The organism is Candidatus Angelobacter sp., assembly GCA_035607015.1.
Lineage (GTDB): Bacteria > Verrucomicrobiota > Verrucomicrobiia > Limisphaerales > AV2 > AV2.
On the sequence record DATNDF010000024.1, the window covers coordinates 1 to 17117 of the forward strand.

Below are 17117 nucleotides of genomic sequence, written 5' to 3' on the forward strand. Positions count from 1 at the left end.
CAATAAATTGAGGGTTTTCGACCGCTTTCCCGATTTTCTCGCACTGATCCTCAACCTTGACGAAGGCTTGGCTGGAAAGCCCTTGTTCTCGCCGGAAAACCCGCTAAAGTCCGCCGCGTGAAAACCAACCTTGCTGTCAGCGTGCGAACTTTGCTCGCGGCGTTTTGCTTCCTTCTACTCTCAACCGAAGCCACGATCGCCGCCGACGGTCCGGCCGGCGTTGGCCTCAAGGTGTTTGCCGAAGGGTTCACTTCTCCGACGACATTGATCCCACTGGAGGATGGTTCGGGACGATTGCTTGTCGCCGACCAGATCGGCGTGATTTCTGTGCTGTCGAAGGACGGCGTGAAAGCGGACCAGCCCTTTCTCGACGTGCGAAGCAGGATGACCAAACTCAACGACGGTTTTGACGAACGGGGACTGCTTGGCCTCGCGCTGCACCCGCGCTTCAAAGAGAATCACAAGGTCTATCTGACTTACAGCGCCCCGCTGCGTCCGAGTGCACCGCAGGATTGGTTCAAGGCTCCTGATTTCAAGGCGTCGGACACCTCGACGCTTCGCGTTTCGGAATTCAAAGTGTCGGAGAATGACCCTGGTCGGGTGGATCCCGCGTCCGAACGCGTGCTGCTCGAGATCGACAAGCCTTACATGAACCATAACGCCGGCTGCATCGCGTTCGGGCCGGATGGATTCCTTTACATCTCGGTCGGCGACGGGGGGAACGCGAATGACGAAGGCCGCGGCCATTCGCCGCAGGGCAACGGCCAGGACACCACCGTGTTGCTTGGCAAAATCCTGCGCATTGACGTGGACAAGGGCAATCCTTACGCGATTCCGTCGGACAACCCGTTCGCCGACGGCAAAAAAGGTCGGCCTGAAATTTTTGCCTACGGCATCCGCAACTCGTGGCGCATCTCTTTCGACCGCGCCGGCGACCACGAACTGTTCGGCGGGGAAGTGGGCCAGACCATGTTCGAGGAGGTGAACATCATCCGGCGCGGAGGCAATTACGGCTGGAACATTCGCGAGGGGTTTCATTGCTTCAACCGGAAGGACCCGTTACACCCACTCGAAGACTGCCCGAAGGTCGGCGCGATGGGCGAGCCGTTGCTCGACCCCATCCTCGAATACAAGAACATCAACGGACACCGCAAGGATCCGGAAGCGCGGGGCATCAGCATCACCGGCGGCTATGTGTACCGCGGCAAGGCCCTGCCCCAGCTTGACGGGAAATACGTTTTCGGGGACTGGTCGCACAACTTCGTTCTTCCCGACGGAACCCTGTTTGTCGCGACCCGGCCGGCTTCGTCCGCCGAAACAAAGTGGACCATGGCACCACTCGAACTCGTCGCGCCGAAAAAGGTCGGAGCGTTCATCGTCGCGTTCGGGCAGGATGCCGACGGCGAGCTTTACGTGCTGACCAACGGCCGCAACGGCCTTACCGGCACAACTGGAAAGATCTTCAAACTTGTGCCGATGTAAACTCAAACCAAACCCCGGCCATGTGTTGCTTCTCACGTCCCGTTCAAGCAGTCAGCGCGACCAACATTTTTGCGCGCCAGGACAAGGACGATCGCCAGTTCCTGGTTTACAGCATGACGCTCAAAGCGAAGGAAGACTTGGCGATGGTGCTGCCGCTGCCAGTCAAAGCCGGCTCGGGCGAAAAGGCGGTGTCTTTCATCGACTTGAAAGATTATCCGGGATTCTTCGCCGATTTGTTACGCGGCTTTCCTGTTCCGGCGAAATCAAGGAACTGGTCAAACAAGCCAGACGGCGCCGCGGATGCAGGTCTGGCGAAACTTGAGGTCATAACGGTCGGCGACTTTGAAGCTTCCTGCGTCCCGACGGTGAACGATTTTACGAGGCTCGACGAACGCTTTCGCCTGCCGCCGGGAACGTGGGAGAAGTTGCCGGCATATCGCAACTACGGATTCGCCGTGTTCAAACTGAAGCCCGGCGCGGCGACGATTCATCCAATGGCATTTTCGTTTCCGCGCGCCGCCGCTTCCCAGCTTTTCTTCCCGACGGTTCACATCCACGACGGCAAAGTGCATCCGATGGCCCGTTTCGATCACATACTGTATTGTCAGGGCGGACCGGCGGGAGAATTTGCCGTGAATGGATGGACCGAGTCTGATCGTCCCGCCAGCGCTTTCATGAAGATCAGAGATGCGAAGGGTTTGGTTGACGGCGAACGTCATTGCTACAAGAAGGAACTTCACGGCAATCTGCCCAATACCGACACGGTTTTGCCCCGGGCGTGATCGTGACGCGCAACGGCGAAGTCCAGAAGTGAAGACAACTCCGGCGAGCAATCCGGATGAACTTCAGCGAGCCTGTTTCGCCTGGCACTCTTCAAGTTTCCGCGAGAGAAACGCACGTTCCGATTTCACTCCTGTCAGTTCCAAGGCGCGCCGAAAGCGCCGGGCTGCCTGTTTGGGTTCTCCCGTTTCCAGTTGGAACTGCGCCAGCGCGGCGTGAAACAAATAATAGTTCTCCAACGCATCGCGCGGACGGATCGCCTCCAATGCCTCGATGGCTGCTTCCGGTCCGTGCACTCGTGAGATGGCCACCGCGCGGTTCAACGCGATCACCGGTGAAGGGTTGACTCCGACCAACAGGTCGTAAAGCGAGAGAATGCGCGTCCAGTCTGTTGCCTCGTACGTCGCGGCCGTGCAGTGGCAATAGGCGATGCCCGCCTGGAGGTGGAACTCACTGATCTCTTCCCCGGCCGCCGAGCGGTTCAAATGGAACAGCCCGCGCTGGATCATCGCCCGGTCCCAGAGCGACCGGTCCTGTTCCGCGAGCAACAGCAGGTTCCCCGCCGCATCCACGCGCGCGGAAAGCCGCGCCCCGCTCAACAACATGAGCGCCAGCAACGCGTGCGTCTGCGGCTGGTCACTCGATGGATGTTCCACCAGCAACCTGGTCAGGCGGATCGCTTCCTCGCACAATTCCCTCCGCACCAGTTTGTCGCCTTGCGATGCCTTGTAACCCTCGTTGAACAGCAGATAAATCGCCCGGAGAACGGCCGCCAGCCGCGTGATAATCCGGGACCCGCGGGAATTTCCAGCGGAATCCGGGACTCGCGGATGCGCTGGCGCGCCCGGACGAGGCGTTTCGCGATCGCCGCTGTTGAAGTGAGGAACGCGGCCGCGATTTCCTCCTCGCCGAAGCCGCAGAGCGTTTTCAATGTCAGCGCCACCTGGGCTTCCTCGGTCAGGTCCGGGTGACAGCAGGCAAACATCATCCGTAACTGGTCGTCGCGGATTTCCCCATCGAACCGGGCCAGCTCCGCGTCCGGACGCTCTCCCTGGCGGTGCTCGAAAAACGCCGTGATCTCGCTCTCCTTGCTCCGGAAATTCCGCTCGCGGCGGACCACGTCGAGCGCCTGGTTCTTTGCCACCTGTGTCAGCCACGCCGACGGATTACGCGGGATGCCGCTGAACGCCCAATGCTGCATGGCCTTCAACAACGCGTCTTGCACGACGTCCTCCGCCAACTGCAGGTTCTCGAAACCCAGAATGCGCGTGAGCGTGGCGACCATCCTGCCCGCTTCATGACGGAAAAGATGGTCCACCACGCGCGTCACCTCGGATTCCATCCGGGGTGCGGTTTCGCCGGCAAAACGTTGCGCCACCGCCCGCATCGAAACCTACATGCCTGGGATGTGCTGAATCGGCCGCACTTCCACCGTGCCATTGTTCGCGTAGATGGGGCAGCCTCTGGCCATTTCGACGGCTTCCATCATGTCTTTTGCCGAAACGATCAGATAGCCGCCAACTTCTTCCTTACCCTCGACGAAAGGACCGTCCGTCACGGTCTGCCCCTTTTTGCCCGACAAGACCTTGCCTTCATCGCCCAATGGTTCGCCGGCCTTGAATTTGCCTTTGCCGCGCAGATCGCCAATCCAGGCAAACCATTGGTTCATGTTTTGTTGCATTTGTTCCGGCGACATCTGTTTGGGGTCGGCACCGCCACGGAACAGATACAGATAATCGTTGGATTGTTCAGCCATGTTTACCTCGCTTCCTGATGGTTAATGATTGCGTTCATACATTTCTACAACGAATCGACCCGCGAACCAAGGACAAGAAAGGTAAAATAATTCACCGCCCTCGGCATCACGCTCATCATAACGCTTGCGGCCGCCGACAACCGGGTTCACCATTGCGCTGTCCCATGAAAGCTGACCGCGGTGTGAACGTCGCACGGACGATGCTGGCCATTGCTTTGTTCTTCCCTTTCGCCGCCCTCCCCGCGGCCCTTGAAACGAATCTTCGGGCCGGCGACAGGTCACTTGGAAGCTATTTTCAATCGGAAACAGCGAGGCTGACCGAACAGTGTCTGGCAGGCATCAAGACGCTCGATGACTGGACTTCGCGCCGCGAGAAATACCGACAGGAACTGTTGGAGATGCTCGGACTTTCGCCGCTGCCGGAGAGAACGGATTTGAAACCGGTCATCACCGGCAGGGTCGAAGCAGATTCATTCGTCGTCGAGAATCTTTGCTTCCAGTCCCTGCCCGGCCTGTATGTGACGGCAAATCTTTATCTGCCGAAGAGTCTCACGAAACCGGCGCCGGCGATCCTTTACGTTTGCGGCCACGGCCCGGTCATCAAGGACGGCGTGAGCTACGGCAACAAGGTTTCCTATCAGCATCACGGCGCCTGGTTCGCACAGAACGGCTACGTCTGCCTCATCATTGACACCCTGCAACTCGGCGAAATCCAGGGCATCCACCACGGCACCTACCGCGAAGGGATGTGGTGGTGGAATTCGCGCGGCTACACGCCGGCAGGTGTCGAGGCCTGGGATGGCATCCGTGCGCTTGATTACCTCTGCACGCGGTCCGAAGTGGACACGAACCGTTTCGGCGTCACGGGCCGCTCCGGCGGCGGCGCATACAGCTGGACCATCGGCGCGCTCGACGCCCGCATCAAGGTCGCCGCACCGGTCGCCGGCATCACGGATCTGCAAAACCATGTTGTGGACGGAACCGTCGAAGGCCACTGCGACTGCATGTTTTTCGTGAACACCTACCGCTGGGATTACCCGCAACTCGCGGCCATGCTCGCGCCGCGCCCGCTGCTCATCGGCAATTCGGACAAGGACACCATCTTTCCGCTCGACGGCGTCGTGCGCCTGCACAGCAAAGTGCGTCACATTTACCAGCTCTACGGCGCGACCACGAACCTCGGCCTGCTCATCACCGAAGGCCCGCACCAGGACACGCAGGATCTGCAACTGCCTGTGCTGCGCTGGTTCAACCGCTTCCTCAGGCGCGAAGATCCGCTCATCGAAACGGCGGCGAAGAAATATTTTGAACCGGAAAACTTGAAGGTATTCGCCAGACTGCCGACCGACCAGCGCAACACCACGATCCAGGAAACTTTTGTGCCTTCCGCGGGCCCGCCCGTCGCGCCGGCATCAAAAGACGAATGGGCCAGGCAGCGCGATGAATGGCTGGCTGCACTGAAAGAAAAATGCTTCGCTGGCTGGCCTGAAAAACCCGGCCCGGTCGAGCTGAAACAAATCTTTTCGGCGGAGCATCACGGCGTTGACCTCGATGCGTATGAGTTTGCCAGCCAGCCAAACGTTCGGCTGCGGTTGTTCCTGGCGCGGCGTCCCCAACTCAAAAAACCCGAGCGCATCGTGCTGGTCGTGCAGGACGAGGAGGACTGGCAGAAATGGCTGTCAGCAATGCGCCACGCGTTTGCCGACGAACTCGTCCCGGACAATTCAGAAACGCTGAATCCCGATCCAAAACAATTCGACGCTCTGCGTCGGACACTGCTGGCGAACAACAATGTCTTCGTTTACCTCGCCGCGCGCGGGATCGGTCCAACAACCTGGAGCGGCGATGCAAAAAAGCAGACGCAGATTCGCCGGCGCTTCATGTTGCTGGGCGAAACGCTGGACTCCATGCGCGTCTGGGACATCCGGCGGGCAGTGCAGGCCGTGCGCTCGTTCCGCAGCTTTCGCGGCGCTCCGCTCTGCGTCGAAGCGCATCACGACCTGGCCGTGGAGGCGCTCTATGCGTCGTTGTTTGAAAAGGGAATCGCTTTGCTTCATCTCCGGCGATTACCCACATCACATCGCGACGGGCCGGACTACCTGAACGTGCTGCGGGTACTGGACGTGCCACAAGCCGTTGCCATGGCTGCGGAGCGATCGCAGGTGCGCCTGTCTGACACGGATTCAGAGGGCTGGGAATACCCGATTACTGTCAGTCAACGTCTTGGTTGGAACGAGAAACAGTTCGTTGTTGAGCGACCGCCGATCGGTCGTTCGGAATAGACCCATCAGCCAAACTGGATTTCGTCTCGTGGAAGGGGCACAAGTAGCAAAGCTGCGTTCCAGGTTCTAGGCGCTCCGTGGCATTTTCTGCTTACGGGATCAACCAGCTTCGAGCGTTTCAAACGAGGCCGGGCAAACAGTCGGGAGAGAATTCTTCGACCGTAAAGTGTCACCACAACATGAAACCGCTTGGCAATTGAATTGATCTCCAGTAAGCAAAGTCCCCTCTTTGTCTATGTGGTTAAGAACTCTTTTATTGATGATTCTCGGCGCGCTCGCCGTGCCGGCCCAGCAAGGCGACAAAACAGGCGAAACTCAAACGCCTCGTGTCCCGCGGGATTTGATTCCGCCCGCGCCGCCTTTGTCGCCCGAGGAAGCACTCAAAACGATCAAAGTGCAGTCCGGTTTCCACGTCGAGCTCGTCGCCGCCGAACCACTGGTGCACTGTCCGATTCAAATCGCGTTCGATCCCGACGGCCGCCTTTGGGTGCTCGAAATGCGCGGCTTCATGCCAAACATTGATGGTGTCGGCGAAACCAACAAGGTGGGCGACGTGGCCGTGCTCGAAGACACCGATGGTGACGGAAAAATGGACAGGCGCACCGTGTTCCTCGACGGCCTGGTAATGCCGCGCGCGCTGTCACTGGTGCGCAACGGCGCGCTGGTCGCCGAACCGCCGAACCTCTGGTTTTGCCAGGACACAGATGGCGACGGCAAATGCGACAAGAAAACACTCGTAGCAGGCGATTACGCGACCCAGGATGATCCCAAACTCGGCGCGCGCGCCAGTCCCGAACACGCATCGAATGGCCTGCTGCGGGCGCTGGACAACTGGATTTATAGCGCGAACCACACGACGCGTTTCCGCAATACCGACGGCGCCTGGCAACGGGAGCCGACGATCTTTCGCGGGCAGTGGGGCATTTCGCAGGACGACTTCGGGCGGCTCTTCTACAATTCGAACGAGGACCCTCTGCGGGCCGACTTCGTGCCTTCACAATATCTGAATCGCAATCCAAATTACCGAAATGCCGCCGGCGCCAACGTGCAGCTTTACAGCGACAAGGCGGTCTGGCCGGTTCGCGTCAACCCTGGCGTAAATCGCGGTTATCGTCCCGGCCAGTTAAGGTCTGACGGCACGCTGGCGACGTTCACCGCGGCCTGCGCACCGCTGGTTTATCGCGGCGACAATTTCCCGAACGAATATGAAGGCAACGTTTTCGTCTGCGAGCCGGCCGGGAATCTGGTCAGACGTTACCTCCTCGAAAACCATGGCGTGGCTTTCAAGGCGAAGAACGCCTACGACAGAGCGGAGTTTCTGGCTTCGACCGACGAGCGTTTCCGTCCCGTGAATCTGTGCAACGGCCCCGACGGATGCCTTTACGTTGTGGACCTGTATCACGGCATTCTGCAACATCGGATTTACATCACCAGCTATTTGCGCCAGCAGATACTCGACCGGAGCCTCGACCAGCCGCTCGACCTTGGCCGTATCTATCGCATCGTCAGCGACGCCAAATCGCCCGGTCCGAAACCGCAGCTCGCGAAGGCGGCTTCGGAGCAACTGGTGACAAGCCTTTCGCACCCGAATGGCTGGTGGCGCGATACGGCGCAGCGGTTGCTTGTGGAGCGAAACGACCCGGCATCGATTGCGCCGCTCAAACAGCTGGTTGACGCCGGCGCAAATGCATTGGGCCGGTTGCACGCGCTGTGGACGCTCGAAGGGATGCGGCAACTGGACTTTGCGACACTGAAAGCGGCACTGAACGATGCGCATCCAAAAGTACGCGCCGCGGCCATGCGCATCAGCGAGCCGTTGCTCAGGAATCAGCCGGAACTCGTGAGCGAACTGCTGAAGCATGTCGATGACGCGGCCCCGGATGTGCAGTTGCAACTCGCCTTCGCGCTCGGCGAAGTCAAGGAGACGCACGCGATGGAGGCAATGAGGGAGATTGCATTAAACAACGCAACGAATGTTTACATTCGAGACGCCATCATCACCGGACTGGGTGGGCAGGAGTTGGAATTCCTCGAACGTTTGCTTGCCGACAGGAACTGGAAAACGAAGGAGCCAGGCAGGGGCGTTCTCTTCAGCGCCCTGGCACAATGCGTTTATGTTGAAGCGAAACCGGACCGCGTCAACCGCCTGCTGGACGTGACTGCAAACCCTGCTCCCGCTGAAGAATGGCAGCGAATGGCCTTGCTCGACGGCATCATCAATTCGTCGTTTCCGGGCGCGAAGGGCAAGATCAAACCAGTTCGTTTACCCTCGGAACCGCCGGCGTTGGCGGCATTGGGCAGGTCCGCGATAAAGGTGATCCGGGAACGGGAAGAAAAAATCGCCAGGCTGGTCACGTGGCCCGGCAAACCAGGAGCCGAACCGGAGATAACTGTGAAACCGCTCACTCCAGAGGAACAAAAACGTTTCGAACAGGGCAAAGAGCTTTTCCTGATCAGTTGCGGGGCCTGCCATCAGCCCCACGGTATGGGACAGGAAGGCCTCGCACCGCCACTGGTGGATTCCGAGTGGGCGCTTGGCTCGCCGCAAAGGCTCGTCCGCATCGTGCTGCATGGTCTGCACGGACCCATCAACGTCAAGGGCAAAACGTTTCAACTCGACATGCCGGCGTTGGGGGTTTTCGATGACGAGCAGATTGCGGCCGTTCTGACCTATGTCCGCCGCGAATGGGGCCATACCGCCAGCCCGGTCGAACCCGAAACGGTGAAAAAGATCCGCACCGAAACGGAAAAACGGGAAGAAGCCTGGAGCGAAGCGGAGTTGTTGAAGATTCCGTGAGAAACGGAGCCGTTAATCATTTGCTAAAAGAATTGCCTGCCATGGGCACCGGGCGGGCTCGCCGGCCAAAGCCCGGACGGTCTCCGGTCGCCGCCCGGCAACGCGGCGGGTTTCCGTAAATCTTCCTGACAAATGAATCCAACCATGTTCAGTCTCCAGAACAGGATCGCGTTAGTCACCGGCGCTGGCTCAGGCATCGGCGCGGCGATTGCCGAGACGTTCGCGCGCGCGGGCGCGTTTGTATTCGTGACCGACCGCATTGAAAAACCCGGACGCGAGACGACCGGAAGAATTAAAGCGCAGAAGGGACAGGCGGAGTTTCTTTCACTGGATGTCACGGGCGAGGAAAATTGCGCCCGTGTCGCGGAGACCGTTCTTTCCAGCCACGGCCGGCTCGATGTGCTCGTGAACAACGCCGGCATCGGCCACGTGGGCACGATGATGCAAACGGCTGGCGCGGATCTGGACAGGCTTTACGCGGTCAATGTGCGCGGCGTGTTCAACGTCACACGGGCTTTTCTACCTCACATGCTGGAACGAAAGTCCGGCAACATCATCAACCTGGCATCCATCGGCGGCGTCGTGGGCGTGCGTGACCGGCTCGCTTATTGCGCCACCAAGTTCGCCGTCGTCGGCCTTACCAGAAGCCTGGCGCTCGACCACGCGCTCGACGGCATCCGCGTCAACTGCATCTGTCCGGGGCGAGTGGAAACGCCGTTTGTCGCGGCCCGCCTCAAAGAGTATCCTGATCCGGAAAAGGCCCGCCAAGAAATGTCCGCGACCCAAGCTGTCGGGCGGATGGGCAGACCGGAGGAAATCGCTGCTGCGGCACTTTATCTGGCGAGCGATGAATCGGCGTTCGTCACCGGCACGGAATTCATTATTGACGGCGGTTTCAGCGCCGGGAAGTAGCGGCTCATCTCGCCAGAGCGACGATGTAGCGTTGTAGCCGCGCGGTTTCGTCGGGCATTTTCAGGTGGAGATAAATCTGATGGAGGTTGGAGCACATGCGGAGCAGGATGCGCCGCGCCGTGGCAGGCGAAAGCAATCCCTCCTGAAACCCATAATTGGTTTGCACGAGATACTTCAGGCAGTCGTTTTTGGTCAGCAGTTTGCCGCGATTGAAAGCATCGATATAAAACTCATCCGTCGAACACTGGAACCGGCACAGGCAAAGGAAATGCCCGGGCATGCCGACGCCCGTCACCGGCAGGTGCAATCGCCGTGACACAAACAGATAGATCAGGCAAAGAGTTATCGGGTTGCCGGTGCGCCGGTCCACGACACGATTCAAGTAACTGTTTTCCAGTTCGTAGTAATTCTGTTCGTTGCCATAAAAGCCAAGCTCGGCAAAGAGATATTGATTGATGCTGGCGAGAATTTGCTCCGGCTTGTCGCCGAAATCGATCTGCTCGCGCAAATCTCCGGCATAACTGTCGAACAGCGCCTGATATGCCGCGACATTGATGTCCGGGTAGCGCGTCTGGGCAAGCAACCATGCGCCCTGTTCCAGGTCGAAGTCCTCGCCCCGCTGGCTGAGACAGAACGCCAGAAACCGGTTGTCGGCTGATTGGCGCGCCAGGTGGTCGATGATCTCCTGCGCGCGCCGGCGGAGAACCGGGTCGCTGCTCAGGACATGCGGCTGCATCCAGCGTCCCGCCGTCTGTCCGTAAGAAAGGATTTTTTCGCGCACTAGATGGTAAACCGCAGGGTCCTCGTCCGACAGCAGCTTGATTAAAGCCGCCCTCTGGCCCTCGGACAGAGCGGTCGCTTTTTCAGTGGCGATCGAAGAACTCATGGAACCGGAACAAACGGACTGTGGCAAAAATTTCGCCGATAATCAACCACCAAACGGCGAAATCCTGAAATACGAGTGGACCCCGGCCCGGTGAGCCTCGAAAGGATCTCCTGAACCTCACTTCCCGCCGCGCTCGCCGCCCCGGGTGTCCTTCTTGGAATCCGCGCCGTCGAAGATGCGTTGAAGCAGATCCCGCTGGTGGTCGCGCGTGCGACGGCGCACCGCACGCATATCCAGCAAAGCCGTCAACATGGCGAGTGCCGTGAATCCCATGCAGGCAAGCCAGTAAACCAGGAAAACCACCCCGTCCAGCAATGGCTTCAGGAGTGTCTGCCCCCAGATCAACATGCCGCACGCGACGATCAAAAAGAAAACGCCAAACCAACGGCGGCGCGCATCGGCCGGTTTGAATTGCACGGGTCAAGTTTATCAGGTGGTTACAGTTTTCACAGCGGTAATTCAGCGCCGTCGTGCGGCCCTGTTTCCAACCCGGCCATCGAGGACAGAAACCTTTTGCAGACACGATTCGTTCTGATAGCTTGGCTGGCATCCGGTAAAATAGAGAGAACTGGACAATGTCACATCCGCACTCCAAACGTTCGATGCCAACACCGGCCACCACACTTCCTGCCCGGGTGCCGCTTTACAAACCCGCGGGAGATCATGGAGACCTTATGCAAATAACGAAACAACTTGCCATCTTTTTGGAAAACCGGCCCGGCACACTGGCGCGCGTTTGTGACGCGCTGGCAGAGGCCAAAATCAACATCTACGCCATCACGACCAGCGACACGGTTGATCATAGCGTCATTCGGATGATTGTCAGCGATCCCCGCAAGGCCCTCCTTTTGTTCGAAGAGCACGACACACTCGTGGTCGAGGACGACGTGTTGATGGTCGATGGCGACAACAAGCCGGGGTCGCTGGCGAAGATAGCGCACAAGCTCGCTGCCGCGAAAATCAACATTGAGTACTGCTATTGCGCGACCAGCCCGGACGCGAAAAAGGGCCTGCTCGTATTGCGTGCCTCTGATGCTCATCGAGCGCTCAAGGTGTTGAACAGCTGAGTCGCGCGCAGGAGCGATCATGGTGGCAACGGGAGGCGGGTCATTTTTCGTCCCTCAAACAGCCGAAAGTGTCGCCAGGACGGGCAAACCCCACCGGGGTAAGCCCCGTGGCTGCCGGCTTGTTCGACCCCTCGAAACGTCTGGAAACCACGCAGCCGTCAAAGATTTTTTATTTGGACTCTTGCAGACTCCGCCGGTTTTAGTAAAGACTAGCCAAATTTTAACGTGAGTTTGCTTGAATGAATCAACGGAAGCGTTTGAATGAGCGAGTGGCGGACGCCCCTATGAAGAATTTGTGCCTGAACACAACCGGCCTGCCGGCGAAGCAAGGCCTGTACGATCCTTTTTTTGAACACGAGGCTTGCGGTGTGGGTTTCGTGGTGAACGTCAAAGGCAAAAAATCCCATCAGATCATCGAGCAGGCTCTCCAGATTCTGCGCAATCTGGATCATCGCGGTGCGTGCGGTTGCGAGGCCAACACCGGCGACGGCGCGGGGATCCTGATGCAGATGCCGCACACTTTTCTTCAGCGGGAATGCGAGAAACTCGGGTTCAAGCTGCCTAAAGCCGGCAACTACGGAGTCGGCGTCGTGTTCCTCCCGCAGGATCCGCCGGAACGGCAGCAGTGCGAACGCGCCTTCGAAAAGATCGTGAAGGAGGAGGGCCTGAAGATTCTCGGGTGGCGCACGGTCCCGACGAACAACTTATCGCTCGGCGCCACCGCCAGGGCCTCGGAGCCTTTTGTCCGGCAGGTCTTCATCTCGCGCGGCCGCTCGTTAAAGGACGACATGGCTTTCGAACGCAAGTTGTATGTCATCCGCAAGCGTTCGACGAACGTCATCCCCCAGTTGCCGATGACGCAGGCGCGTTACTGGTATGTCGCCAGCCTTTCCTACAAGACGCTCGTTTACAAAGGCATGTTGTTGACCGAACAGGTCACCCAGTATTATCCCGATCTGAACGATCCGTTGATGGAGAGCGCGCTGGCTCTGGTCCATTCGCGTTTCAGCACGAATACGTTTCCGAGTTGGAACCGCGCGCACCCTTATCGCTACCTCGCGCACAACGGCGAAATCAACACGCTTCGCGGCAACATCAACTGGATGCACGCCCGACAGGCGATGTTCGAGTCAGAGTTGTTCGGCGACGACATCAAAAGAATCCTGCCGATCATCAACACCGACGGCAGTGACTCGGCGATGTTCGACAACTGCCTCGAACTGCTGGTGCTCGGCGGACGCTCCCTGCCCCACGCGGTCATGATGATGATTCCCGAGCCCTGGGAGAATCACGAGAGCATGAGCGCGGAACGGCGCGCGTTTTACGAATACCATTCCTGCCTGATGGAACCGTGGGACGGCCCCGCCTCCATCGCGTTCACCGACGGCGTCCGCATCGGGGCCGTGCTCGACCGCAACGGTCTTCGGCCGTCGCGATATTACGTGACGAAGGATGACCTCGTGATCATGGCGTCGGAGGCGGGTGTGCTGCCGATCGAACCGGAACGCATTGCCATCAAGGGCCGTCTTCAACCGGGGCGGATGTTTCTCGTGGATACCGAGGAAGGCCGCATCGTCGCGGACGAGGAGTTGAAGACGAAATTCGCCAAGGAACATCCCTATCAGGAATGGCTCGACGAGAATCACGTGCTGCTCAAGAACCTGCCCGATCCGCAGTATCACACCGAGCCGCCCCATCACAAGGTGCTCCGGCGCCAGCAGGCGTTCGGATATACTTTCGAGGATTTGCGATTCATCGTCGGCCCGATGGCGAACGACGGCGTGCAGCCGCTCGGCTCGATGGGCACGGACACCCCTCTGGCGGTGCTCTCGAACAAGTCGCAGTTGACCTACAATTATTTCAAGCAACTCTTCGCGCAGGTCACCAACCCGCCAATCGATCCGATCCGCGAGGAGAACATCACCTCCACCGAAACGATGGTCGGCTCCGAGGGCAACCTGCTCAAGCCGACACCCGGAAGCTGCCGGATGATCAAGCTGCCGCATCCGATTCTGACCAACGACGAACTGGAAAAACTCCGCCACGTTGATCGGCCCGGTTTCAAAGCAGTCACGCTCCCCATCCTGTTCGAAGCGTCGGCCGGTGCGAAGGGCCTGGAGAGCGCGCTGGACGATCTGTTCGCATCGGCGGACGACGCCATCGCCGACGGCGTGAATATTCTCGTGCTCTCGGATCGGGGGATTCAATCGGACACCGCGCCGATCCCCGCGCTCCTGGCGGTCGCGGGACTGCACCACCATCTCATTCGCCAGGGAACGCGCACGCGTGTCGGGATGGTGCTCGAGTCCGGTGAACCGCGCGAGGTGCATCACTTTTCACTGCTGATCGGCTACGGTTGCAGCGCGATCAATCCTTATCTCGCCTTCGAAACGCTGGATGACATGATCCGCGAAGGCATGCTGCCCGGCCTCGATCACAAGACCGCGATCAAGAAATACATCAAGGCCGCCGTCAAAGGCGTGGTCAAGACCATGGCCAAGATGGGCATCTCCACCATCCAGAGCTATCGCGGCGCGCAAATCTTCGAAGCGGTCGGCCTGAACCAATCGGTCGTGGACAAATACTTCACCTGGACCCCGTCGCGGGTGGAAGGCGTCGGCCTCGACGTTCTCGCTGAAGAAGTGCTCCGGCGGCATCGTCACGCGTTTCCGGAGCGGGAAGTCAACGGCGCCACGCTCGATCCCGGCGGCCAGTATCAATGGCGCGCGGACGGCGAATATCATTTGTTTAATCCCCAGACGATCCACAAGCTCCAGCGCGCCTGTCGCACCGGCAGCTACAAGATTTTTCAGGAATACGCCGAACTGGTAAACAACCAGTCGAAGAACCTTTGCACGCTCCGGGGTCTGCTTGAATTCAGGTGGGCGGAAAACCCGATCCCCGTCGAAGAGGTCGAGCCCGTGGACTCCATCGTGAAACGCTTCAAGACCGGTGCGATGAGTTATGGCTCGATCAGCAAGGAAGCGCACGAGGCGCTCGCCATCGCCATGAACCGCCTCGGCGGCAAAAGCAACACCGGCGAAGGCGGCGAAGATCCCGAGCGTTATGCCTGGACCAACGAACAGGGTGACTCAAAAAACTCCGCCATCAAACAGGTTGCCTCCGGCCGTTTTGGCGTCACCAGCCAGTATCTCGTCAATGCGAAGGAGCTTCAGATCAAGATGGCGCAGGGTGCAAAGCCCGGCGAAGGCGGCGAGCTGCCCGGCAAAAAGGTCTATCCCTGGATCGCCAAGACCCGCTTCACGACGCCAGGCGTCGGATTGATCTCGCCGCCGCCGCACCACGACATTTACTCCATCGAGGACCTTGCCGAACTGATCCACGATCTTAAAAACGGCAACCGCCACGCGCGCATCAGCGTGAAGCTCGTCTCCGAAGTGGGCGTGGGCACGATCGCTGCCGGCGTCTCCAAAGCGCACGCGGACGTCGTGCTCATCAGCGGACACGACGGCGGCACCGGCGCATCTCCACTCTCGTCCATCAAGCACGCCGGCACGCCGTGGGAACTCGGCCTCGCCGAAACTCATCAGACGCTGGTGCTCAACAATCTTCGCAGCCGCATTTACGTGGAGACGGACGGCCAGCTCAAGACGGGACGCGACGTCGCCGTCGCCGCGTTGCTCGGCGCCGAGGAATTCGGCTTCGCCACCGCGCCGCTTGTCACACTCGGTTGCATCATGATGCGCGTCTGCCATCTCAACACCTGCCCCGTCGGAGTCGCGACCCAGGACCCGCAATTGCGCGAACGGTTCACCGGAAATCCGGATCACGTGGTGAATTTCATGAAGTTCATCGCCCAGGAGTTGCGCGAGATCATGGCGAAGCTCGGCTTGCGCACACTCAACGACATGATCGGGCGCACTGACCGACTCGAACCTTCCAGGGCCGTCGAGCATTGGAAGGCCCGCGGCCTCGACTTCTCGAACATCCTCTACCAGCCGGCCGTCGGACCGGAAGTAGGCCGTTACCGCCAGATCGATCAGGATCACGGGCTCGACAAATCCCTGGACGTGACCACGCTGCTTGAGCTTTGCAAGCCCGCCATCGAGCGCGGCGAGAAAGTCCGCGCGGATCTGCCGATTCGCAACGTGCATCGCGTCGTCGGCACCATCACCGGCAGCGAACTCACGAAGCAACGCGGCCCGGACGGGCTGCCCGAGGACACAATTCATATCAAGTTCACCGGCAGCGCCGGACAAAGTTTCGGCGCTTTCATTCCGCCCGGCATGACCCTTGAACTGGAGGGTGACGCCAACGATTACCTCGGCAAGGGCCTCAGTGGCGGCAAGATCATCCTGTATCCGCCCAAAGGCTCGACCTTTGTGCCGGAGGAAAACATCATCACCGGCAACGTCGCCTTCTACGGCGCGACCAGCGGCGAGGCCTTCATTCGCGGCATGGCGGGTGAACGATTCTGCGTCCGCAACAGCGGCGTCAACACGGTTATCGAAGCCGTCGGTGACCACGGTTGTGAATACATGACCGGCGGGCGCGTGGTCGTGCTCGGCGCGACGGGCCGCAACTTCGCCGCTGGGATGTCCGGCGGGATCGCTTACGTGCTCGACGTGACCGGCGATTTTCCGAGCCGTTGCAATCTGGCGATGGTAGGATTGGAAAAACTCGAGGACGCCGGGGAGATCGCCGAGGTCCGCGGCATGATCGAACGTCACGTGCGCTACACCGCGAGCGACCGCGGCGGTTACATCCTCAAACTCTGGGAGGACATGGTGCCGAAGTTCGTGAAAGTGATGCCGAAGGATTACAAGCGCGTGCTGACCGCTTTGAAAAAAGCCAAAGAATCCGGACTCAGTGGCGACGAGGCCATCACGGCCGCCTTCGAGGAGAACGCGCGCGACGTGGCGCGCATCGGCGGCGGGTGATCATAGGGCAAACACTCACAGAATCGTTGTAACGCATCATGGGCAAACCCACCGGCTTCATCGAATATCTCCGCGAACTTCCAGCCGATCGCGCGCCAGCCGAGCGCATCGCCGATTGGAAGGAATTCCATTTTCACATGGAGGAGGTGCGCCTTCGACAACAGGGCGCTCGCTGCATGGATTGCGGCATTCCGTTCTGCCACACCGGCACGTTGCTCAGCGGCATGGCTTCCGGCTGCCCGATCAACAACCTG

General features: G+C 59.5%; 13 protein-coding genes. 8 read left to right on the plus strand and 5 right to left on the minus strand.

Translation table 11 applies throughout. The features are described from left to right. Positions 1 to 117 precede the first annotated feature (117 nt). Positions 118 to 1482 (plus strand): PQQ-dependent sugar dehydrogenase, encoded by a 1365-nt coding sequence (locus tag VN887_00975; GenBank protein ID HXT38572.1) that lies wholly within the window; start codon positions 118 to 120, stop codon positions 1480 to 1482. A 20-nt stretch (positions 1483 to 1502) separates the two neighbouring features. After that, the gene (locus VN887_00980) at positions 1503 to 2264 is read left to right on the plus strand and encodes a hypothetical protein (GenBank protein HXT38573.1); all 762 of its coding nucleotides are present in this window, start codon (positions 1503 to 1505) and stop codon (positions 2262 to 2264) included. Between the two features lie 63 nt (positions 2265 to 2327). Here VN887_00980 and VN887_00985 read toward each other — a convergent pair whose 3' ends face one another. From VN887_00985 to VN887_00995, 3 genes are read right to left on the minus strand one after another with little or no spacing between them, the layout of a single operon-like run. Beyond that, entirely contained in the window at positions 2328 to 3047 is a 720-nt protein-coding gene (locus VN887_00985) for a DUF6596 domain-containing protein (protein HXT38574.1), read from the minus strand. Continuing rightward, the gene (locus tag VN887_00990; protein HXT38575.1) at positions 2930 to 3604 is read right to left on the minus strand and encodes a sigma-70 family RNA polymerase sigma factor; all 675 of its coding nucleotides are present in this window, start codon (positions 3602 to 3604) and stop codon (positions 2930 to 2932) included. Before VN887_00990 ends, VN887_00985 begins: the two co-directional genes overlap by 118 nt. A gap of 51 nt (positions 3605 to 3655) precedes the next feature. Then, complete coding sequence (locus VN887_00995; protein HXT38576.1) at positions 3656 to 4018, minus strand: YciI family protein; 363 nt, start codon at positions 4016 to 4018, stop codon at positions 3656 to 3658. Positions 4019 to 4182: 164 nt separating this feature from the next. On the opposite strand from VN887_00995, the gene VN887_01000 reads away from it, so the two are divergent. From VN887_01000 to VN887_01010, 3 genes are all read left to right on the plus strand, one after another. Further along, positions 4183 to 6300: a prolyl oligopeptidase family serine peptidase gene (locus VN887_01000; protein HXT38577.1), complete on the plus strand. Its 2118-nt coding sequence runs from the start codon at positions 4183 to 4185 to the stop codon at positions 6298 to 6300. 259 nt (positions 6301 to 6559) lie between these two features. Continuing rightward, on the plus strand, positions 6560 to 9097 hold the full coding sequence (locus VN887_01005) for a PVC-type heme-binding CxxCH protein (protein HXT38578.1): 2538 nt from the start codon (positions 6560 to 6562) through the stop codon (positions 9095 to 9097). 132 nt (positions 9098 to 9229) lie between these two features. After that, positions 9230 to 10009, plus strand: coding sequence for an SDR family oxidoreductase (locus VN887_01010; protein ID HXT38579.1), 780 nt, complete (start codon positions 9230 to 9232; stop codon positions 10007 to 10009). 4 nt (positions 10010 to 10013) lie between these two features. Here VN887_01010 and VN887_01015 read toward each other — a convergent pair whose 3' ends face one another. Then, complete coding sequence (locus tag VN887_01015) at positions 10014 to 10895, minus strand: transglutaminase-like domain-containing protein (GenBank protein HXT38580.1); 882 nt, start codon at positions 10893 to 10895, stop codon at positions 10014 to 10016. A 117-nt stretch (positions 10896 to 11012) separates the two neighbouring features. Then, the gene (locus tag VN887_01020; protein HXT38581.1) at positions 11013 to 11312 is read right to left on the minus strand and encodes a hypothetical protein; all 300 of its coding nucleotides are present in this window, start codon (positions 11310 to 11312) and stop codon (positions 11013 to 11015) included. 257 nt (positions 11313 to 11569) lie between these two features. Between VN887_01020 and VN887_01025 the strand changes: the two genes are divergently transcribed. The 3 genes from VN887_01025 to VN887_01035 all read left to right on the plus strand — a co-directional run. After that, positions 11570 to 11962: an ACT domain-containing protein gene (locus VN887_01025; protein HXT38582.1), complete on the plus strand. Its 393-nt coding sequence runs from the start codon at positions 11570 to 11572 to the stop codon at positions 11960 to 11962. A gap of 299 nt (positions 11963 to 12261) precedes the next feature. Beyond that, complete coding sequence (gene gltB, locus VN887_01030; protein ID HXT38583.1) at positions 12262 to 16863, plus strand: glutamate synthase large subunit; 4602 nt, start codon at positions 12262 to 12264, stop codon at positions 16861 to 16863. Between the two features lie 38 nt (positions 16864 to 16901). Further along, positions 16902 to 17117 (plus strand): glutamate synthase (locus VN887_01035; protein HXT38584.1); only part of this gene is annotated, 216 nt, incomplete at its 3' end.